Genomic DNA, 21,201 nt, shown 5'->3' on the forward strand with positions numbered 1-21,201 from the left:
TCCAAACATTCTCTGTAGTCACGGCCAGTCCCAAAATCGAAAAATCTCAAGCTATATCAGCCCTTCACCGCTCCGGCCACTACGCCTTTGACGATGTATTTCTGAAGGAAGATGAACACGATGATGGAAGGCAGCACGGCCATTACCATCGCTGTCATCGCATACTGCCAGTCGGAAGTGTACTGTCCGACGAAGGTGTAGGCGGCCAGCGTCAGCGTCTTCGTATCCGGCGAGCCGTTGACCATCAGGAGCGGGAGCAGGAAGTCATTCCAGATCCACATCACGTCGATGATGACAATGGTCGTCGTGACCGATTTCAGCAGCGGGAAGATGACACTGAAGAACAGCCGGAAGCTGGAGGCGCCGTCGATTGTGGCGCTCTCGTCGATCTCTGTCGGGATGCCTTTTACAAATCCATGATAGATGAACACGGCCAGCGGTGCGCCGAAGCCCCAATACAGCAGCCCCAGTCCCCAGGTGCTCTCGGAGAGGTTCAGGTTCTTGGCGGTTTGCAGCACGGTCAGCATGATGGATTGGAACGGAATCAGCATCGGCATAATGCACAGGAAGTAGATGATTCCGCTGAGTCTGGATTTGGTCCGTGCCAGCTTATAGGCGGCAATGGAAGAGATGAACACGATGCCCAGCAGGCCAAGGCCGGTAATGATGAAGTTGTTCAGGAACAATCTCGGATAGTTGATAAATTTCCAGACATAAGAGTAGTTGCTGAGCGCCAGATGCTGTGGCAGAGCGATAACATCCGTCATGACCTCGCTGAAGCTTTTTAACGAGTTGATGATCGTCAGGAACAGCGGATACAGGAACAGAAGAGAGAGGATCACCAGAACCACTTCGAGAATGATCCGGCCTGCTTTGGTGTTGTTTGTTTTCATTATGCCTCTACCTCTCTTCGTTTGAAGACTGTCAGCTGGATGATCGTTACGACCAGTACAGCCAGGAACAGGATAAGCGCTTTCGCGGTTCCGTATCCGTATAGATTATTCTGGAAGGTATCCCGGTAGATATCGTAAGCGATACTGTAAGTAGTTCCTCCGGGACCGCCACCGGTCAGCGACAGAATGACGTCGAATACCTTGATTGAGTTGGTCAGTGCCATAAAGACCGAGATTGTAATGGAGGGTGCAAGCAGCGGCAGCGTAATGCTGAAGAATCTTCTCATCGCTCCGGCACCGTCCACCGTTGCAGCTTCCTTAAGATCGTCAGGTACAGACTGCAGGCCCGCGATATAAATCACCAGGTAGAATCCGATCGACTGCCAGATGGAAACCCCTAGAATCGAGATGAATGCCAGCCCCGGCGTTCCCAGCCAGCTGAGCCCGAAGAACGACCAGCCTGTGCTTTCCCCCAGGGAGTTGAAGCCCTGCATGAAGATGAATTTCCAGATGAAGCCGACAATCACAAGGCTGAGAATGTAAGGGATGAAAAAGGCCGCTCTCAGCCAGGAGGTGGACTTCAGCTTCATATCGAGCAGGACGGCCAGCAGAATGGCCAGCACGTTAACGATTACAATGTAGAGCACCGCGTATTTGATCGTGAACCATGCCGAATTGGCAAAGTTGCTGTCTCCGGTAAAGATCTGCTGGAAATTATCCAGGCCGACGAATTTGGGATGTTTGGAGATTCCGTTCCACTTGGTCATGGAATACCGGATGGTCATGACAAAAGGAATGTAGAACGCAACAGCGATACAGATTAGAACGGGGAGGGTGAACAGCCCGAAATCTAATTTCTCGCGCCATCTTCTGCCGAGTGTTTTTAACATGGATGCACCTCTTTAGGATTTATAGGGTGGAGTCTGGTACTGGCTTGCCACACATAACCATTCCGGTTAGTCTATATTGTGTATTATAGAGCAGACCCCTATACTCAAAAATGGATTTAAGAGTACAGTTAGGGGTAAAAAGGTGAACTGAACATTTTCATGTAATCCTGTGCTAGAAGGAGGCCGGCATCATCAAAAGTACCCTTTACAAGCTGTTTGAGCCTGTGCTGGAGCGGGTTTCACGCCGCCTGGCCAACAAGCTGATTCTGCTGTTTACGATCATTATTATTCTGGTCGTTGCCTCACTGACGTTCATTTCTTACGGGATGCTGCGCAAGGAATCAGTGAACAACAGCATCTCCAGCACCCGCAGCAACCTGCTTCTGGTCGGGCGCAATCTGGAGAGTTATCTGGACGGGATCGGCCAGCTGTCGCTGCCGCAGATCTCTTATGATGAGTTCAATTATGCGATTCTGCATGAATCCGAGGACTATGCATCCAAGATGTATGTGGAGGATTATTTGAAGAATCTTTATTTTTCCCGCAGCGATCTGGAAGCGATTTATCTGTATGTCATCAAGGAGCACAAATATTATTATGTCACCAAGGAGAACTATAATATTACTGTCCGGGTGGTAGAGCATCCGCCGATTGAGAATCTCCCGTGGTACAAGCGGGCGCTGGCCAGTCCCTTCAACCGCTCGTATCAGTCCTTTGTGAAGGAGCGGACCCCGGAGGAGAGCCAAGGCGATTACCCTATCAATTCTGAGAAAAGCTTCATGGGCTATCACCGTCTGCTGCGTTCGATTGTGACCCGGGAGCCGCAGGCGGTTCTGTCCCTATACTTCAATTCCAGTGTGACGGATGAGATTATGAAGGATATTCCCTTTAGTGACGGGGAGCATCTGATGTATATCAGTCCGGACAATGAGCCGTTTGTGGTCGATGACCGTGAATTTTATCTGCAGAGTGAACAAGCGGGGCTGCTGGAGCAGCTGACCCCGGCCCAAGGCGGCCGCCTGACCTGGTCCGACACGGAGCAGAAGTATCTGGTGATGTATGACATCAGCCAAAAAGAGGGCTGGAAGCTCGTCAAGCCGATTCCCTACAAGCAGATTTATGAAGCGGCGACGACGACGCGCAAATTGAGCTATTCGATCGGGCTGCTGTTCCTGATTGTGTCCGTTGTTCTCGTCAGCTTCACCTCCAACAGAATCACGAATCCGCTGAAGAATCTGTCGCTGCAGATGAAGCGCTTCAGCACCGGCAGCTTCGATGCCGAAGCCGCTGTAGATGGAAACGATGAGATCGCCTATCTGTCCAGGCACTTTAACAAGATGGTAGAGAAGACGAACGAACTGATTAATGAACGGTACAAGATGAAGATTGTCGAGAAAAACGCTGTGCTAAAAGCGCTGGAGGCGGAGATCAATCCGCATTTCCTCTATAATGCGCTGCAGGCCATCTCCACCAAGGCACTCAAAAACAACAATGATGATATTGTCGAGATGGTGGACAACCTGGCGCTCACTCTGAGATACTGCATCAGCGGCAGGGATGTGGTGCAGGCCCGGGAGGAGCTGAAGCATATCGAACGTTATCTGGCGCTGCAAAAAGCCCGCTTCGGCAGCCGCATGCAGGTCGAATACGACTGGAATGACAGTCTGCTGGAGCTGAGGATTCCCAAGCTGTCGATTCAGACGCTGGTGGAGAACTGCATTAAGCACGCGCTGGAGAAGGTGTCCAGCACAGTTACCATCCGGATTGAAGCCCATATTACAGCTGCCCACAGTGTGATCTCTGTGCTGGATGATGGGCCGGGGATCACGGAGCAGCGGCTCCAGCAGGTGCTCAGCTCGCTGCAGATCCAGTGGGAGGACCGCGGGGGCGAAGGAGCTGAAGAAGGGGACAACGAAAGTATTGGTTTGAAGAATCTGAATACACGCCTGAAGCTCTTATACGGTGAAGAGGCAGGACTTGTTATTGCCGGCAATGAGCAGGGCACACGGATAGATATGCGGTTACCGCGGGGAGGGCTGGGACAACATGTACAAAGTACTGATTATTGATGATGAAGAGCCGCTGCGCGAGGCCATTCATATCCTCGGGGACTGGAAAGGCCTGGGAGTGGATCAGGTGCTGGAGGCGACCGACGGCAGGGTGGGGCTTGAGATGCTCCGGAAGCACAAGATTGATCTGGCGCTCGTGGATATGAAGATGCCCGAGCTGAACGGAAGCCAGCTGCTGCAGATTGCGGAACGTGAATTTCCCGATCTGCTGCTGATTGTGATCAGCGGCTACAATGATTTTGAATATACCCGGCAGGCCATCCGCTCCAAGGTGGTGGATTATTTGCTGAAGCCGGTGAACCGGAGTGATCTCAACAGTGCGCTGCGCAAGGCCATGGATGTGCTGGAGGCAAAACGCAAGCGGGAAAGCGAGTTCATCACCCGGAACATCACTCTGAACATGTCCCTTCCCAAGCTCAAGGAGAAGATGTACCTGTCGATCATTGAACGCAGCTTCAAAAACCAGTCCAATGAAGCCTTCCTGCCGCTGATTGGTGCGGACAAGCCGGGGAACCATTTCGCGGTAGGCGTTCTGCGGATGCTTAATGTGGAGCAGGTGCGCCATGCCAGGTTCCATGAGGACAGGGATTTGCTGCATTTTGCGGTGACAAATGTAATCAACGAGAACAGCGGCGGCCATTTCGAAGCGTTCAGCTTTGCCAGCCCGAGAAGCGAGCGGGAATTTATTGCGATTTTTACCTTGAAGGGCAGCTATGGGGAAGATGCGGCTTTTCTCTCGCTTCATCATATGAAGAAGACGGTTTCAACCCTGAAGGAACTGTTCGGCATTCTTTGCGCGGGCGGTCTTGGACAGCCGTACAGCGAGGTTATGGGGATTGCGCAGTCCTACGAGCTGGCCAAGGCCGCGCTGGACGGGACCGATCTGCTGACCCTGAAGGGCAGCACGGTTTCGAACAGCGGATACACGAAATCCGCAGCCAAGGACAGCCCCTCTCTGACAGGGCGGATGCCGCTGATCCGCAGCAGCCTGGAGAGCGGAAACGCGGGCCATGCCAAGAGTATTCTCAGCGATTTTACCCGCAAATGGAAATCCTCGGAGCATTTCAGTCTGGGGGAAGCAGACCGGATCATTCAGGAGTTCATTATTTTGCTGGGAGACATCGCTGTAGAGCTGGATGCGGTCCCCGAACGGCTGCGGAGCGGAAAAAGCAAAGGGCTGCGGGGGCTGGGCATCAGCAGTGATTTTGCCTCCTTTGGAGAGTTTGAGGCGGTGCTGAGCAGCATCCTGGATGTCTATGCGGGAGAAATCAGCAGATCGCTTGCCGGAGACCGGAGCAGTGTGCTGGAAAATATTAAAGCATACATTGATAACCATTATTTTGAGAATATTAAAATATCGATGTTCACGGATAAATATTTCCTGAGCAGAGAATACTTGATGAAGCTATTCAAGGGCCAGTACGGGTACGGCATTCATGAGTATGTGCAAAAGGTTAGAATGGACAAGGCCAAGGAGCTGCTGTCGGACCCCGCCCTCAAAATCCAGGATATTTCCGAGAGGCTGGGATATAAGGACAAAAACTATTTCAGCAAGGCGTTCCGCAACTATTATGACTGTTCGCCTTCTGAGTTCCGGCTGCTGCTTACAGAGGGAGAAAAGTGAAACGGTTACATCAGCCCACTTTTTTACCCTCAGAAGATCACTTATGTACATTCTTATCCTTTTTCTTTTTATTTAAAATAACACCAAGACCACAAGAAACATAAGGAAAAGGGGGCAACATCATGAAGGGAAAAAGAATAATGGCTCTATCGGCGAGCCTGCTGCTCGCAGGGGGGCTGCTGGCCGGCTGTGGCGGGAATAACACCAATAATGCCGCTAACAACGCAGGTGGAACAAACAAGGGGGCGAACGCAGGCACTACGGCTACCGACTCAACCAAACCTGTCACGATTAATATGTTCACTGCGTCTCCCGAGTACACCGATGCTTTCAACGCATATATCGCCGAATACAAAAAAGTTAAGCCTAACGTGACCATCAACCTGGAAATTATGCAGGCCGACTACAATACAGTGCTCAAATCAAAAATTGCCGCAGGCAGCACCCCGGATGTTTTCCAGACTACCGCCGGCGGTGACATTGATACCTTTGCTGAATACAGTGCCGACCTGACCAATGAGCCGCTGGCATCCGCCATGACCGATGCGGTCCGCTCCAATATGACCTCCTCCGACGGCAAGGTGCTTGGACTTCCGGTCAAAGGCAATCTGTTCGTGCTGATGTACAACAAAAAGCTGCTTGCCGATGCAGGCATTACCAACGTTCCCAAAACGACAGCCGAGCTGGACGATGCCATCACCAAGCTGGAAGCCAAGGGAATTACACCGTTCGCCAATGCCTATAAAGAGTGGTGGGTCTGGAAGCACATCTTCCAGCACTTCGTGGATGCGGCCGCTACAGACGCCGGAATTGATGCCAAGACACTTGTTGGCAACTTTATCGCCGGAGATACCACCTTCAAGGATCATCCGGTGCTGTACAACAACTTCTTCAACTTCATTGACACTACGATAAAACACGGAACAGACAAGCCGCTGGAACGCGACAGCAATGCTGAAGTCAGCGACTTTGCTCTTGGCAAAGCGGCATTTATGACCGGTAAAGGCGCATGGGATGAAGAAGCCATCAAAAAAATCACCCCTGACTTTGATCTCGGCATCGCCGGATATCCGGTCAGTGACAAGCCGGAGCAATCGCAGATTATCACCGGCGCCGATCAGGCGCTGCGCATTAACAAGGATTCCGCTGTAGCCGCACAGACCATTGAATTCTTCAACTGGCTGTATACGTCCGAATACGGCAAGAACTGGTTCTCCACGGTGGCCAAAGTCATTCCGCCAATCAAGGATGCTCCAATGCCTGACCTGCAAATGCCTAAGGAAATGGAAGAAATCCTCAAAACCGAGAAATCCGGCGACCTGTCGGTCAACTATTCTCTGGATACCTTCCACCAGAAATTCGGCGAGCTGATGCAGGCCTATATTGGCGGCAGCAAAACCAAGGATCAGGCCATCGACGAAATCCAAAAAGCCTGGATTCAATTCGGTTCCGCTGAACAATAAATCTGAATAGCTTCCATTCCGGGACGGTCTCGAGGGTAAGATTCTTTTACCGGGGGGGCCGTCTTTTGTATGTGGGGGAGGCGCGGAGAATGGGCGTAACTGCGTGGAATGTTTGGATTTCCGGCCGCTGTTGTCTGCAGATTTCCTGATTATACCGCTGCTAGCGGTTGAAATCCGCAGACAAAGGCGGACGCATTCGCTCCTCCAATTCCAAACTTCCCCTCCGTTACTTCTTCACCGCTTCTCTTTGGAGTGGGTAGCAGATTAAAGATAAAGCCCTTTAAAAGCAATGAAAACGCCTTATAATCAGGAGAGACACCAACATTTGTCAGGAGGTCAAACAATCTATGGACAGCAAGCGCATCGATATTGCCGAAAACGGACTTTATCTTACGATTGAAATTACAGGGGAGCAGGATGTCCGGCTGCTGCATTTTGGCGCAGCGCCTTTGCAGGACGGAAGCATTGCGGAGAAGAACAAGCCGGGGTTCCGGCTGCTGGAGCTGCAGCTCTCGGGAGAGGACCGGGATGAATATCACGGGCGCACGCACCGGGCCTCTTATCCGGGGCTGCGGATGGTGTATGGCGGACACAGCGACAGCGTAAATGCACTTGGCCGCAAGCTGGAGATCACCCTTACTGACCCGGTAACCGGCATAACAGCAGTGCAGCATTTACAGTTTTATACAGGTGTGCAGACGGTCCGCTGCTGGACGGTGCTGAAGAATACAGGCACTGGCGAAGCCGCTGTGGAATACGTCTCGACCTTTGCGCTTACCGGAGTGGACAAAGAGGGCAGCGGCGACCGCAACGACAAAATCGAGGTCACCATCGCCCACAGCGGCTGGCAGAGCGAGCTGCAATGGCGGACCTACCGGCTGCCGGAGCTGGGCATGTCCCATCTGGCCGACCGCGGCTCCAAGCGGATCGCCGCCAGCAACACCGGCTCCTGGTCGGCGGCAGAGCTGCTGCCGATGGCAGTGCTGCACAACAAGGAGAGTGGGACAAGCCTATTCTGGCAGATCGAACACAATGGCTCCTGGCACTGGGAGCTGACCGATCAGTATGACCAGCTTACCCTGCTGGTCAGCGGGCCGACAGAGCATGACAACCACTGGTGGCTGAAGCTGGCGCCGGGAGAGGAATTCACCTCGGTGCCGGTAGCCGTTGGTGCTGTGCAGGGCGGCTTCCAGGGCGCGGCAGAGCAGCTTACGGCCTACCGGCGGATGATCCGCCGGCCGAATGAAGACAATGAGCTGCTGCGGATTATTTTCAACGACTATATGAATTGTCTGTGGGGAAGCCCCACCACCGGGAAGCTGCTGCCCCTGATCGATGCCGCCGCCGATGTCGGCTGCGAATATTTCTGCATCGATGCCGGTTGGTATGCGCCTGGAGAGTGGTGGGACGGCGTAGGACAATGGGAGCCTTCCGCCGAGCGGTTCCCGGAGGGGATTAAATATGTGCTGGATTATATCCGCAGCAAAGGCATGATTCCCGGGCTCTGGCTGGAGCTGGAGGTCATGGGGATCAACAGTCCGAAGCTCACAGAAACCGACGACAGCTGGTTCTTTATGCGCCACGGCAAGCGGGTCAAGGACCGCAGCCGCTATCAGCTGGATTACCGGAATCCCAAGGTCATTGCCCATGCGGACGGAGTGATTTCAAGATTGGTGGAGCAGTATGGGGTGGGCTATATTAAAATGGACTACAACATCAACGCCGGCATCGGGACGGAAACGGATGCAGACAGCTTCGGCGACGGTCTGCTGCAGCATAACCGGGCATATTTGGCCTGGCTGGACAGCATCTTTGCCCGTTACCCGAATCTCGTAATCGAGAACTGCTCCAGCGGGGGCATGCGCATGGACTATGCCATGCTCAGCCGACACAGCATCCAGTCCACCAGCGACCAGGAGGATTACGTGCAGTATGCGGCGATTGCCGCAGGTTCTCCGGCGGCCCTCACCCCCGAGCAATCTGCAGTGTGGTCGTATCCGCTGCGCGAGGGCGATGATGAAGAGGTTATCTTCAACATGGTCAATGCGCTGCTGCTCCGTGTGCACCAGAGCGGCCATCTGGCCGAGCTTGAGCCCCGGCGCAGGGAACTGGTGAAGGAAGCGCTGGATTATTACAAATCGATCCGTGCGCATATCCCGCAGGCAACCGCCTTCTGGCCCTTGGGCCTGCCGGACAGCGAAGGCGAGTGGGTGAGCTTTGGCCTGCGCCATGGCGATACCCGCTATCTGGCGGTCTGGCGGATTGCCGGAGAAGCAGCAGCAGTCAAGCTGCCGATTCCTGAGCTGCAGGGCCAGGCAGCAGGAGTAAGCTGCGCATATCCTCAGCGGCATCATTCGGATTGGAGCTGGAACCCGTCCGAGGGTGTACTGACCGTTTCAATTCCCCAAGGCAAGACGGCCCGGCTATTTGAGATTCACGCTTGACGTACGGCATAATTAATCACCCTTTCTGAAGCAGGGGCAAATTCATCTGCTGAGAGAGGGTGTTTTTGCTGCGGGAATATTCAGGTGAACGGCGGGGTTTCTTATTCTGTAAATAGGTCTAATTAGTTTTGTAATACTTGTATTAATTTTTTAAAATAAAAAACTGTTAATTGGAGCGGATTTTGGATAAAATAATCCCTGGACTAATATTTTGTCGAATTTACCCTGAACTTTGTCGAATTATTTGTCGATAAATATCAAAAGATGTAGAAATAAAATTGACAGGAAAGAACTAGCACTTTACAATGCAGATAGAGGTTAATCATTTCTACTATATTGAAGCATTGATAGCTTTTAACACCACAAGATTATTTAAGGGTTATTTCAAGGGAGGATGCATAGTGATGAAGGCAACAGGAATAGTAAGAAAAGTGGATGAACTGGGACGTATCGTGATTCCGATTGAACTGCGCAGAACGATGGGAATTGACATAAAAGACCCTCTCGAAATTTTTGTCGACGGTGAGAAGATCATTCTCAGAAAATATGAGCCTACCTGCATCTTCTCCGGCAGTGCAGAAAACCTCATTAACTTCAAAGGCAAAATGGTCAGCAAAGATGTGCTGGACGAATTGATTGCCAGCTTCGACCGCGTATAATCAGCAACCGGCATCCAGCGCTTTATAACAGCGGGGACCGGAGGACGGACACCTTAACGGTGCTGCCCTCCGGTCCCTTTTGCATTGCATTTGAAGCTTGTGAGCATGGACAATACCTGCTGGAATCCTATATTATAGGGCGTGAGACAAAAGCATCTGCCCGCAGAAGGCGGAAAATGCAGAACACTACAGAAGGGCTGGGTCATCACATGAGTACGAAGTTGAAGAAGCCGGAAGCGATTATTTTTGATATGGACGGAACGTTGTTTCAGACAGAAAGTCTGCTGTTGCCCGCTTATCATAAAATGTTTGACATTTTGCGGGCGGAGGGCCTGTACGCAGGACCCACTCCACCGGAGGAACGGATTCTCAGCAGTCTGGGCATGCTGCTGTCCCAAATCTGGAAGAATGTCATGCCGGATGCTGATGAGGCTGTGCACCGCCGCGCAGATGAGCTGCTGCTGCAGCTGGAAGTCGAAGGGCTGGAGGCAGGCGGCACACTGCTGTACCCTAAGGTTACCGAGACCCTTGTGGCGCTTCATGAGCGTGGAGTCAAGCTGTTCGTAGCGAGCAACGGACTGGAAGACTACATTCACAGTATTGTAGTGGTGCACGAGCTGAAAGAGCTGTTCGACGGCCTGTATAGCGCCGGCGGACAGGGCACTGCCACCAAAACCGAGCTGCTGCGCATCCTGCTGGATGAGCACGGCATCAAGGAGGCTTGGATGGTCGGTGACCGTTCATCCGATGTCGAGGCAGGCAAAGGAAACGGGCAGACGGTAATCGGCTGCGCCTATGCAGGCTTCGGACGCCAGGATGAGCTGAAAGGGTCCGATGTTATCATTTCCTCATTTGATGAGCTGATTGGCCTCTACGACAACAGCACGGTGTAAGAGCGTTCTGCAACGGTGTAAAAGCGTACAACAATCGAAATGTTCTCCGTAATTACTGCCGGGTTATAGTCCAGGGCTGAATTGCCCATATTATAACAAGTAAGTCCACACGGGTGTCACTGCCGCCGCATAATCCGGCGTAAGGGCACCCTTGCTGGCGTTTAGGGTATGGAATTACGTTAAAGGATTTCGGATATATCTCGAAATTTCATACCTTTTCTCGAATGTGCACCGTTTCTTCTGGTGCGGTCAGAATTTATACTGATATTGTAAGCGTTTCACAAAAAGAAAGCCTTGGAGCTTGGCGAAACTGCGCATGGCGGTTCGCTATTCCGCATTGGAGGGATGGGGTTGCACAAGCTGTTTCTGGTTGAAGATGAAGCCTTAATCCGGTCAGGCCTCAAGCATTTGGTTGAGGAGGTTATCGGCGGGTTTAAGGTCGTGGGAGAAGCAGAGAATGGCAGGCTTGCTTTGGAAGCGCTTAAAAGCATAAAACCTGATGTCCTAATTACGGATATACGGATGAATGAAATGAACGGCCTGGAGATGATCAGGCGGATTCGTGACCAGTACCCGGACCTGTATATTTTAATTTTGAGCGGTTATGCCGACTTTGAATATGCAAAGCAGGCGATTAAATATGGCATCAGCGATTATCTGCTGAAGCCGGTGGACCGCACAGAGCTGGCACAGGCGCTGGGGGAGTTCAAGCGCAAGCACGGAAGCGGAGGGGATATTTCGGATTCAACGGGGGAAGGAGGAACAGATAACAAAGGCAGGCAGCTGATCCGTAAGGTAAAGGAACTGGTGGCACAGCGGCTGGACCAGGAAATTTCTCTGCAATATATGGCCGAGCAGGTGCATCTGAATCACCAGTATCTGTCCGTTCTTTTTAAATCTGAAACCGGTCAGAACTTTACGGATTATGTCTCGCAATGCCGGATGAACCGGGCCAAACAGCTGCTGAAGGAAACCAATCTCAAAATCTATGAGGTGGCCAAATTGTCCGGCTATTTAAGCTCCAAGCATTTCATGGCTGTATTCAAGGACTACACCGGCAGAACACCGTCACAATTCAGGGAAGATAAGACATATTGAGGAGATGAAGATGGATGCGGAAGTATGATGTTGTTGTAGCGGGGGGCGGAGTTTCCGGCTCCATTGCGGGAATCGCTGCCGCAAGGGCGGGGGCGAAAACACTGATCGTGGAAGCCGGAGGGTTCCTGGGCGGGACATTGACCGCCGCCGGGGTGGGGCCGATGATGACTTTTCATGCGGGACACAAGCAGGCGATCCAAGGCATCACGGATGAGCTGGTGCAGCGGCTCCGCGCCCTCGGCAAATCACCGGGGCATATTGCGGACGCGACGAACTATACCTACTCGGTTACCCCCTTTGATGCCGAAGCGATGAAGCTTGAGCTGGATCTGATGCTGCAGGAGAGCGGAGGCGAGGTGCTGTACCATACGATGCTGGCCGGAGCCGAAGTGTCAGACCGGCGGATCAGGTCGCTTACCCTGTGCAACAAGGCAGGCCTCAGCCGGATCACGGCAGATGTATTTATCGATGCTACCGGCGACGGTGATCTGGCGGTCTGGTCCGGTGTCCCGTTCACCAAAGGGCGTGAAGCCGACGAGCAGTCGCAGCCGATGACGCTGAAGATGAAGATGCGGGGAGTGGATACCGGGAAGATCAAGGCCTATATCAGAGAGCACCGCGAGGACTTTCCCCGGATGAATCTCGACATCACCGTGATGGACTCGGCTGCGAGGTTATCCGTTATCGGCTTCGACAAGCAGTTCCGTGAAGCTAAGGTGCGAGGCGAGATCAGTATTCCAAGAGAGGATGTCCTGTTCTTCGAAACGAGCAATCCCGGTGAGATTATCATGAACACAACGCGGATTCTGGGCAAGGACAGCACTGATCCGTGGAGCCTCAGTGAGGCTGAGATTGAAGGGCGCAAGCAGTGCCGTGAGCTGGAAATCTTTCTGAAAAAGTACATTCCCGGCTTTGAAGAGGCTGTGGTCGTCTCCACGGGTCCTTCCATCGGCGTCCGGGGCTCCCGCCAGATCAAGGGAGTGTACACCTTAACCGCACAGGATATTTTGGCGAAGCGGCCGTTTGAGGATGTCATTGCCCACTCCGGCTATCCGATCGATATTCACAGCCCGGATGGAGAGGGCACTGCAACAGAGCATTTGGAATGGGGCGCCATGTACGGCATTCCTTACCGCTGCCTGATCACAAATGAAATCGATAACCTGATCGTTGTCGGCAGATGCCTATCCGCTACCTTTGAAGCCCAGGCAGCTGTCCGCACCACGCCAACGGTGGGAGCCATCGGCCAGGCGGGCGGAACTGCAGCGGCGTTGGCTGCAAAGGGGGGAGTACCCGTACAGGAGGTAGATACCGGCAGGCTGCAGCAGACACTTGTGGCGCATGGCGCTTATCTGGAGCTATAACCGAAGTTATGTATGCCTTAGACGTATGCTTTGGCTGTCAGTTATAGTGCGAGGTAAATCCAGCTAAACTTCATCTAACACAGTAAGTTATTATGTTTAATTAGGGGGAATCGGTTTGGAAACTGTACAAATCATCGGAATTTTGCTTGTATTTATTGTTTTTGTGGGGCTTATGATGACCCGGAAGCTGACGACCTTGCTCGCGCTGCCGATGATGGCCATACTGCTTGCTGCCATCGCGGGCATCCCGCTGCTGTCTGATAATCCCGACACCTTCACGATTACAAAGGGTGTTCTTGCGGGTGGAGCCATGAAGCTGTCCACGGCGATTGCCGGGCTGATTTTCGGGGCCTGGTTCGGCCAGATTCTCAACAAGGTCGGCATTACCAAGACGATTATCCGCAAGGCTGCAGAGCTTGCCGGTGATAAGCCGCTGGCCATTGCCATCATCTTTTTTCTCGCCGCTTCTGTAATCTTCTCTGCCGCCAACGGGCTCGGCATGGTCATTCTGGTCGGAACCATCGCCATTCCCATTATGCTGACCGCCGGACTGAAGCCTTTCGTAAGCGGTCTGGTCGTGCTGCTGGCCAATGCGGTCGGCGTAGTGTTCAATGTCTCCACCTGGGCGATTTACACGGATGTGCTTAAGGTTCCTACAGACACCATCGCTTCTTATTCCTTGATCTGCGCTGTTCCGCTAATTGTGATCGCACTGATCATGATCGTCTACTATACCCGCAAGGACGGGAAGGTCCGGCGGGCCTGGGCGATGCCGCTGAAGCAGGAATTCCAGAATCAGGACACCAAAAACGTAAGATCCATCGCGCTGCTCAGCCCGCTCGTTCCCGTATTGCTGGTATTTTTCCTCAAGGTGGATATTGTCTCCGCTGTCTTCATGGGGGCACTGGTCACGCTGCTGCTGGCTACGCCCAAACGTCCCATCCATGTGCTGTCCAGTGCGCTCGTTGAAGGCATTCAGGATGTAGCCGGCGCACTCGGCCTGATGATTGGCATCGGGATGCTGCTCAGCGCTGTAACCGCACCGCAGGTAGCCTCACTGATCCAGCCGCTGATCGAGGGGATGATTCCAACCAGTCCGCTGATGTACATTCTCGTCTTCACCCTGCTGTCGCCGCTGGCCATATACCGTGGACCGCTGAACGTGTGGGGACTCGGCAGCGGCATCGCCGCGCTGATTGTTGCCGGGGGCATGGCACCCGTTGCGGCTATGCTGGCCCTGCGTATCGTCAGCAATCTGCAGGCCGTCAGCGATCCTACCAACTCGCACAATGTCTGGATCTCCGACTATACCAAAACGGATATTATTGAAACGCTGCGAAAAACGCTGCCATGGATGTTCGTGGCCGTTTTGATCTCGATGGTTATCGCCGGTCTGGTCGCCTTCTAGCCCCCGGCAAACAGCAGCCGGTATGTACAGATAAAAGCTTTATGGAGAGGAGAACCTGTTATGGGCAATAAACAAATCAGGATCGGTATAGATGTCGGGGGCACCTTCACGGATGCCGTTGCGATTGACAATGAAACCTTTGAGGTGCTGTCGAAGGTTAAAATGCCTACCACGCACCACGATGAGCGCGGGGTTGCCAGCGGAATCGTCCAGATTATTCAGCGGATCATGAGCGAGAACGGCATTCAGCCTGAGGATATCAAGTTCATCGCCCACGGTACCACGCAGGCAACCAATGCCCTGCTGGAGGGAGATGTTGCCCGTGTGGGTATTCTGGGGATGGGTACGGGGCTGGATGCCCGCAGTGCCCGTTCCGAAACCAATGTGGCAAATATTGAGCTTGCCGCAGGCAAATATCTCACAACCTATCATAAGTTCATCGACTCCAAGGAATTGACCCGGGAAGCTATTGATGATGCGATTGAACAGCTGCTGGCCGAAGGCGCTGAAGTTATTGTGGCATCAGAAGCCTATAGCGTCGATGATCCGGCCAATGAGCTGCGGGTGATAGAAGCGGCGCGCAGCCGGGGAGTGTACGCTACGGGCGGACATGAAATCTCCCAGCTGTACGGGCTGAAGACCCGGACCCGGACCGCAGTTGTCAATGCGAGCCTGATTCCGAAGATGATGGAGACGGCCAATATGACCGAGCAGGCCGTCAAGGAGGCGGGGATCACCTCGCAGCTGATGATTATGCGCTGCGACGGCGGCGTGATGAGCATCGACGAGGTGCGGAAACGGCCGATCCTGACCATGCTGTCGGGCCTTGCGGCGGGGGTCGCCGGAGCGCTCATGTATGAGAAGATCTCGGATGGCATCTTCTTCGAAGTCGGAGGCACCAGTGTGGATATTTCCGTCATCAAGAACGGGAAGGTCATGATCGAAAATGCCCAGGTCGGCGGGCACAAAACGTATCTGCGTTCACTGGATGTGCGGACGCTCGCTGTTGCCGGAGGAAGCATGATCCAGATCGGCGCAGGGAAGATTACCGATGTCGGCCCCCGCAGCGCCCACATCGCCGGGCTGGAATACGAATGCTTCACCGGCAAAGAAAACCTGCAGCAGCCTTCCATCGGACTGGTCAGTCCCCGCAAGGGCGATCCTGATTATGTCACCGTGCGCGGTGCGGAAGGGCATGAATATGCGCTGACCCTGGCCGGAGCTGCCAACCTGCTGAATCACGTGCCTGATGAGGATTATGCCCGCGGCAATATGGAGAGCACCCGGATCGCCTGGGAGGCGCTGGGTGCCCATCTGGGAATGTCTGCGGAAGAGGCGGCAAGAGCAGCGATGGATATCGCTATCCGCAAAGTGATGGCCGTAGTGAACCAGATGATCAGTGATTATGAGCTGGACACCGGATTTATTACGCTAGTGGGAGGAGGAGGCAGCGGAGCTGTTCTGGTTCCGGCCATGGCCGCCAAGGAGGGCTTCAAGCACCAGATTGCCAATAATGCGCCTTATATCTCAACAATCGGTGTAGGCATGGCGATGGTCCGTGAACAGATTGAGAAGACCGTCGTGGGCGCGACAGAACGGGATATCAAGCTCATCCGGGCTGAGATTATGGAGAAAATCGTGCAGTCCGGCGCGAATGAATCCACCGTTGATGTCACGATCGAAATTGATTCCCAGCGCAATATTCTGCGCGCCATCGCCACCGGCTCGACAGAGCTGCGCTCGAAGGACCTGGCGAGCCGGGAGGTGCCGGTGAACGAGCTGGTGCTGACGGCGGCAGAGGCGCTGGGCCAGCCGGCAGAACGGACGGAGCTGAAGGCGGCATCCGGCAGATGGTTCCTGTTCGAATCCAGTGAAGTCAAAAAATCGATGTTCGGCCTGGTGAAGAAAAAGCTCAGCCATGTCGGTGTGCTGGACCGTGAAGGAGTGGTGCGCTTCAAGAAGACGAATGCTTATCACCTGGCTTTTCTGAAAAAGAATATCGATGACCGGTTCGCTTCCTTTCTGGAGGAGAATACTGTCTATTCAGATGCCAACGCCACCATCCCGAAGACATTTATCTTTTATAAGGAAAAAATGCTGGATCTGACCGGGATGCAGACCAAGGAGCAGCTGTTTTCCATTCTCGAAGTGGAAACGCAGCTGCTAGAGGACAACAGCGAAATGCTCGCCGTCGTCTATCAATAGGAGGTGCGCAGGGTGATGAAGACCGCAACACGAACACTGCCAAGCGACCAGGTGCTGGGCTATGCCGAACTGAAAAATGATCTGCTGTTTCATCGGATACCTAGCAGCAAGCGGCGTTATTACGTGGAGCGGCCGCTTGCGATCGGCAGGGAGAAGGCTCTGGAGTACAAAGCCCGCTATGGTACAGATGTCGGGGCAATCTGCAGGGACAGGGGCATCCGGGTCAGCCTGAATGAACGGCAGGGGACCATCGGACAAATCCGCTTCCGCGCGCAGATTGAGCTGTCATCCCAAGAACGTGTCATTACGCTGTATAAATCGTCCATGGAGGAGCTGCGGCAATGCGCGGGTGTGCTGCTTCCCGGCCGCTCCTTCAGTCTGCAGGAGGTCACGGATATTCATCTTGCGCATGAGCTGTTCCATGATCTGGAATTCACGGAGCTTGGCTATACCAATAAGCGGCTTGACGATATCAGCAGCCTGTCACTGGGGCCGCTGCGCATCCGGGCCAGTGTGGCAAAGACCTCCGAGATCGCCGCGCATGCGTTCAGCTGCCATCTGCTGGGTCTGCCCTGCCTGCCCAACCTGCTCGATTTTGCCTATATGATTCACAGCGGCACTCTGACTGCTGCCGAATTCTGGCAGGAGATGGAGCGCTGCTCCGAAGCGCTTGAGAACGGCTGATCCGCCATTCTGCTTGCGGCGGGGTGAATGGTTCTGCCTTCGAACTTAAATTATGGTATGTTGGAGTGTGTATCCGTAGAGTTTGGGGAGGCAGCTGTCGCATGCCATTCAGGAAAATGTCAAAAAAATCAATCTATGTGCCGCTGCGCACCAAGTTTATCGTGCTGTTCTGTCTGCTGATTACCGTTCCGTTTCTGGTCATTGGCGCCATCAGCTATAAGAAGTATACCGCAGGAGTGGAACGCAGCACTGTGGAGCTTTCCTATCAGGTCGTCAATCAAATCAATATCAATTTGGAGCATTACATCAAGGAGCTGGACCGGCTTACGTTAATGCCGTTGTACGATGAGGACGTGATGCATATTCTTCAAAGCCACAGCGGCTCCGGTTCAGCAAGCACTTATCTGACCACGGACGAGACGCTGAAGATGAATCTGTTCATTTCCTCCCTCGCCTTCGACAGAGGTGAAATCGAGAGCATCCTGGTTTTTACCAATGACGGGGGCATCTTCAGCAATCTGGACCAGAGCGTAAGAAAACGGTGGGACCGCAGCATGGCGGAATGGATGGGGAGCGTGAAGCAGGAGGATGGGGGCCTTGCGATCATTCCGCCGCACAATGCCGCTTATTACACAGAACCGAAACAGGGGATTATCTCCGTTGCCCGGGTCATCCGCGAGCCCTATACCAACAAAATGCTGGGAATTGTCAAAGTCGATCTGACGCCGCAGGGCTTTGGCTCCATTTTGTCTACGGTCCGTTTAGGCGGCAGCGGCCTGCTTCAAATTACAGGCAAGGACCAGGTGATGCTGTATTCGGCTGCCGCAGGACTTCCCGATTCAAGCGAATCCTACATTACGGCTTCCGCCCAATCTGCGTATACGGGGCTGAAGGTAACCTCGCTGATTCCGCGCACGCAGCTGCGGGAGGACGCCCGCGAATTGACCAATTCGACGCTGATCGTGTCCATCATTGCCCTGATGGCGGCCTATGCCGCAGCTATCCTGCTGTCGAACCGGCTGATTAAGCCGATCGCCCATCTGCAGTCGAAGATGAGGCAGGTGAAGCGAGGACTGTTCCGTGAGCGGGCAACCGTCACCACGAATGATGAAATCGGGCAGTTGACCGAGGGGTTCAATACGATGATTGGCGAGATCGACCGGCTGGTCAAAGAGGTATATGAGACCAGGCTGAAGGAGCGGGAGGCTGAGCTGCTTGCGCTGCAGAGCCAGATTCATCCCCACTTCCTGTACAATACGCTGGAGATGGTGAACATGCTGGCACTCCAGGGCAGCACCCGGGAGCTGTCCGGTGTGGTGACCAGTCTGGGGAAGCTGCTGCGTTATACGGTAGGCCGCCAGGACCCGATGGTATATGTGCTGGACGAGGTGAAATTTGTGGAGGCGTATCTAAAAATACAGGGCATGCGCCTTGGAGACAAGCTGCAGGCTGTCATTCATATGGATTCATCCTTCGATTACTGTCTGGTGCCGAAGCTGATTCTGCAGCCGCTGATCGAAAATGTTATCGAACACGCCATGGGACCGGACACGGTGCATCTTGCCTTGACGGCTGCCGTTCAGGAGGATGACCTGATCCTGTCGGTCAAGGATGATGGAATTGGCATATCCGGCGAGCGGATGAAAGAGCTGGAAGAACAGCTGTACAGGGATAAAAGCCGGTCTGTTCCCGAATCCGAGCCGGGAGGCTTCGGACGGATCAGGAAGGGCTTTGCGCTGCGCAATGTCCATCAGCGGCTGCGGCTGCTCTACGGTGAGCCATACGGCCTGTATATCGACAATACAGCGGAGCGCGGTGTGACCATTTCACTGCGGCTGCCGATGCATTGGGAAGCATTGAACAATGCCGAACCCGCCGGGGAGAGGCAGGAGGGGGCATGAAAATGCGGACATGGCTGCTGGGCCTTATCTTTGCGGTCTTGCTGGCCGGAGGCTGCTCTACAGGTGCAGGAAACGGAACACATGGCCCGGAAGCTGGAGCCGGGGGGCGTTCAGATGGAGCCGCTGCTGCGCAGGAGCCTGTCAAGCTGAAATTCAGCATCTGGGGCAACGATGCGCAGAAAGCGATGTATGAGAGCCTTATCGGTAAATTTGAACAGCTTCATCCCGGGACTGAGGTGGAGATCATGACGATCCCTTTTGCCGATTACCAGCAGAAGCTGTCGATCATGCTGGCCTCCAGGACTGCGCCCGATGCCGGCTGGCTGGCGGAGCGGATGATCCCGCAGCTGCTTGAATCCGGGCAGCTGGTGGATATTGCAGCCGAAGTGAAGGACGACCCCGGATACAATTATCCGGATATTTATCCGTCCACGCTCGACATTTTCAACCGGGGCGGCTCTCTGTACGGGATACCGTTCTCCACGCCGCCTGTTCTAATCTATTACAACAAAGACCTGTTCCGCTCGAAAGGCCTGAAGACACCAACGGAGCTATATAAGGAAGGCCATTGGAATTACGATGAATTTCTCAAAGCCGCCCGCAGCATCACTAATCCGCAGCAAGGCATCTACGGAGTGAAGCTGGTCCGCGACTGGAACAACTGGTCGGATGCGCTGCTTCCGCTGTTCTGGTCGCATGGTGCAGAGCTGTTTGACAGCGATGGTTCGGCCTTTGCGCTGAATTCGCCGGAGGGGAGGGAAGCGCTGCAGCTGTACAGCGATCTGATGTTCAAGGACAAGGTGCATCCGCTGCCGGGAGACGAGCTGTCCTTCGACAGCGGCCAAATCGGCATGTACACGGACCGCTACAGCTATACCTCTAAGGCCCGCGCGGTCACTGACTTTGAATGGGACATCGCGCCCATGCCCGCAGGTATTAAAGGGACGGGTACCTCACTTGGCTATGCGGGAGTTTCCGTATTCGAAACCAGGCATCCGGCAGAAGCTGCGGAGTTCCTGAAATTCATCACCAGCGCCGAATCCATGAGCGTAACCGCCCAGTATTTCGTTCCTTCGCGGAAATCTGTGCTTGAATCCGATGTTTTCCTGAGAGCGGCTGCCAAACCTTCGCCCGAAAGCATCCAGCTGGCCGTCCTCGACCAAATGGCCGATGCCCGGATCGCACCGGGACATAAAAACTGGCAGCAGATCGATACGAAGATCCAAATGTTGCTGGACGAACTATACACGCAAAGCGCTACCGCGAATGAGGTTCTCGGCAAAATGGAGGTTGAGGTTAACCGGCTGATGAAATAAAGCGTGTGGAAAGGAGCAGACGGAGCAAGGGGTTCTGTCCGGTAAAACCGCTCAATAAGCCGATATATATTAAGCTCCGGCATAAACTAAACTGCCCCGCCTGTTTCACACAGGAAGGGGCAGTTTAGTTTTTTTTAAAAGATAAGAATTTACATGTCTTAGGGGAAGCGGCTTACCCCTTATTTCATTGTATAGGAAATTATACAGTGTAAAAAAATTTGGATATCCTGGAAGCCTCATAGGATATAAGCGATGCAGGAGGATTGGGCTCCATCCGCGGACTGAAGCGG

Annotated in this window: 15 protein-coding genes; 13 read left to right on the forward strand and 2 right to left on the reverse strand. The window is 53.6% G+C overall.

Annotated features, from left to right (window positions below):
- Positions 1–56: 56 nt before the first annotated feature.
- Positions 57–893, reverse strand: a complete 837-nt coding sequence (locus tag PRIO_RS11260) for a carbohydrate ABC transporter permease (RefSeq protein ID WP_020428755.1) — start codon at positions 891–893, stop codon at positions 57–59.
- Entirely contained in the window at positions 893–1,783 is an 891-nt protein-coding gene (locus PRIO_RS11265) for a carbohydrate ABC transporter permease (RefSeq protein WP_020428757.1), read from the reverse strand. Before PRIO_RS11265 ends, PRIO_RS11260 begins: the two co-directional genes overlap by 1 nt.
- Positions 1,784–2,007: 224 nt before the next feature.
- On the opposite strand from PRIO_RS11265, the gene PRIO_RS11270 reads away from it, so the two are divergent.
- The 13 genes from PRIO_RS11270 (at position 2,008) to PRIO_RS11330 (ending at position 20,911) form a co-directional block, all read left to right on the forward strand.
- Complete coding sequence (locus PRIO_RS11270) at positions 2,008–3,852, forward strand: sensor histidine kinase (RefSeq protein WP_020428760.1); 1,845 nt, start codon at positions 2,008–2,010, stop codon at positions 3,850–3,852.
- On the forward strand, positions 3,830–5,476 hold the full coding sequence (locus PRIO_RS11275) for a response regulator (protein ID WP_020428761.1): 1,647 nt from the start codon (positions 3,830–3,832) through the stop codon (positions 5,474–5,476). The genes PRIO_RS11270 and PRIO_RS11275 overlap by 23 nt, the downstream gene beginning before the upstream one ends.
- A 122-nt stretch (positions 5,477–5,598) precedes the next feature.
- Positions 5,599–6,939, forward strand: a complete 1,341-nt coding sequence (locus PRIO_RS11280) for an ABC transporter substrate-binding protein (protein WP_020428764.1) — start codon at positions 5,599–5,601, stop codon at positions 6,937–6,939.
- Between the two features lie 347 nt (positions 6,940–7,286).
- The gene (locus PRIO_RS11285) at positions 7,287–9,383 is read left to right on the forward strand and encodes a glycoside hydrolase family 36 protein (protein WP_020428765.1); all 2,097 of its coding nucleotides are present in this window, start codon (positions 7,287–7,289) and stop codon (positions 9,381–9,383) included.
- 401 nt (positions 9,384–9,784) lie between these two features.
- Positions 9,785–10,042, forward strand: coding sequence for an AbrB/MazE/SpoVT family DNA-binding domain-containing protein (locus PRIO_RS11290; RefSeq protein WP_039788503.1), 258 nt, complete (start codon positions 9,785–9,787; stop codon positions 10,040–10,042).
- Between the two features lie 209 nt (positions 10,043–10,251).
- Entirely contained in the window at positions 10,252–10,935 is a 684-nt protein-coding gene (locus PRIO_RS11295) for an HAD family hydrolase (protein ID WP_085981582.1), read from the forward strand.
- Between the two features lie 351 nt (positions 10,936–11,286).
- Entirely contained in the window at positions 11,287–12,033 is a 747-nt protein-coding gene (locus tag PRIO_RS11300; RefSeq protein ID WP_020428772.1) for a response regulator transcription factor, read from the forward strand.
- 14 nt (positions 12,034–12,047) lie between these two features.
- Positions 12,048–13,397, forward strand: a complete 1,350-nt coding sequence (locus tag PRIO_RS11305) for an FAD-dependent oxidoreductase (RefSeq protein WP_020428774.1) — start codon at positions 12,048–12,050, stop codon at positions 13,395–13,397.
- 115 nt (positions 13,398–13,512) lie between these two features.
- Positions 13,513–14,805: a TRAP transporter large permease subunit gene (locus tag PRIO_RS11310; RefSeq protein WP_144412099.1), complete on the forward strand. Its 1,293-nt coding sequence runs from the start codon at positions 13,513–13,515 to the stop codon at positions 14,803–14,805.
- Between the two features lie 60 nt (positions 14,806–14,865).
- On the forward strand, positions 14,866–17,010 hold the full coding sequence (locus PRIO_RS11315) for a hydantoinase/oxoprolinase family protein (protein WP_046502367.1): 2,145 nt from the start codon (positions 14,866–14,868) through the stop codon (positions 17,008–17,010).
- A gap of 12 nt (positions 17,011–17,022) precedes the next feature.
- Positions 17,023–17,694: a hypothetical protein gene (locus PRIO_RS11320; protein ID WP_141639110.1), complete on the forward strand. Its 672-nt coding sequence runs from the start codon at positions 17,023–17,025 to the stop codon at positions 17,692–17,694.
- 116 nt (positions 17,695–17,810) lie between these two features.
- Positions 17,811–19,595, forward strand: a complete 1,785-nt coding sequence (locus tag PRIO_RS11325) for a sensor histidine kinase (protein WP_046506771.1) — start codon at positions 17,811–17,813, stop codon at positions 19,593–19,595.
- Positions 19,592–20,911 (forward strand): ABC transporter substrate-binding protein, encoded by a 1,320-nt coding sequence (locus PRIO_RS11330; RefSeq protein WP_020428784.1) that lies wholly within the window; start codon positions 19,592–19,594, stop codon positions 20,909–20,911. The genes PRIO_RS11325 and PRIO_RS11330 overlap by 4 nt, the downstream gene beginning before the upstream one ends.
- Positions 20,912–21,201 lie beyond the last annotated feature (290 nt).

It is taken from the genome of Paenibacillus riograndensis SBR5 (assembly GCF_000981585.1).
Taxonomy (GTDB): Bacteria; Bacillota; Bacilli; order Paenibacillales; family Paenibacillaceae; genus Paenibacillus_AQ; species Paenibacillus_AQ riograndensis.

Excerpts from the sequence above, each read along its gene's own strand:
- PRIO_RS11260 (WP_020428755.1), bottom strand. The coding sequence starts at position 893 with ATGAAAACAAACAACACCAAAGCAGGCCGGATCATTCTCGAAGTGGTT.
- PRIO_RS11265 (WP_020428757.1), bottom strand. The coding sequence starts at position 1,783 with ATGTTAAAAACACTCGGCAGAAGATGGCGCGAGAAATTAGATTTCGGG.
- PRIO_RS11275 (WP_020428761.1), top strand. The coding sequence starts at position 3,830 with ATGTACAAAGTACTGATTATTGATGATGAAGAGCCGCTGCGCGAGGCC.
- PRIO_RS11280 (WP_020428764.1), top strand. The coding sequence starts at position 5,599 with ATGAAGGGAAAAAGAATAATGGCTCTATCGGCGAGCCTGCTGCTCGCA.
- PRIO_RS11285 (WP_020428765.1), top strand. The coding sequence starts at position 7,287 with ATGGACAGCAAGCGCATCGATATTGCCGAAAACGGACTTTATCTTACG.
- PRIO_RS11295 (WP_085981582.1), top strand. The coding sequence starts at position 10,252 with ATGAGTACGAAGTTGAAGAAGCCGGAAGCGATTATTTTTGATATGGAC.
- PRIO_RS11305 (WP_020428774.1), top strand. The coding sequence starts at position 12,048 with ATGCGGAAGTATGATGTTGTTGTAGCGGGGGGCGGAGTTTCCGGCTCC.
- PRIO_RS11315 (WP_046502367.1), top strand. The coding sequence starts at position 14,866 with ATGGGCAATAAACAAATCAGGATCGGTATAGATGTCGGGGGCACCTTC.
- PRIO_RS11325 (WP_046506771.1), top strand. The coding sequence starts at position 17,811 with ATGTCAAAAAAATCAATCTATGTGCCGCTGCGCACCAAGTTTATCGTG.
- PRIO_RS11330 (WP_020428784.1), top strand. The coding sequence starts at position 19,592 with ATGAAAATGCGGACATGGCTGCTGGGCCTTATCTTTGCGGTCTTGCTG.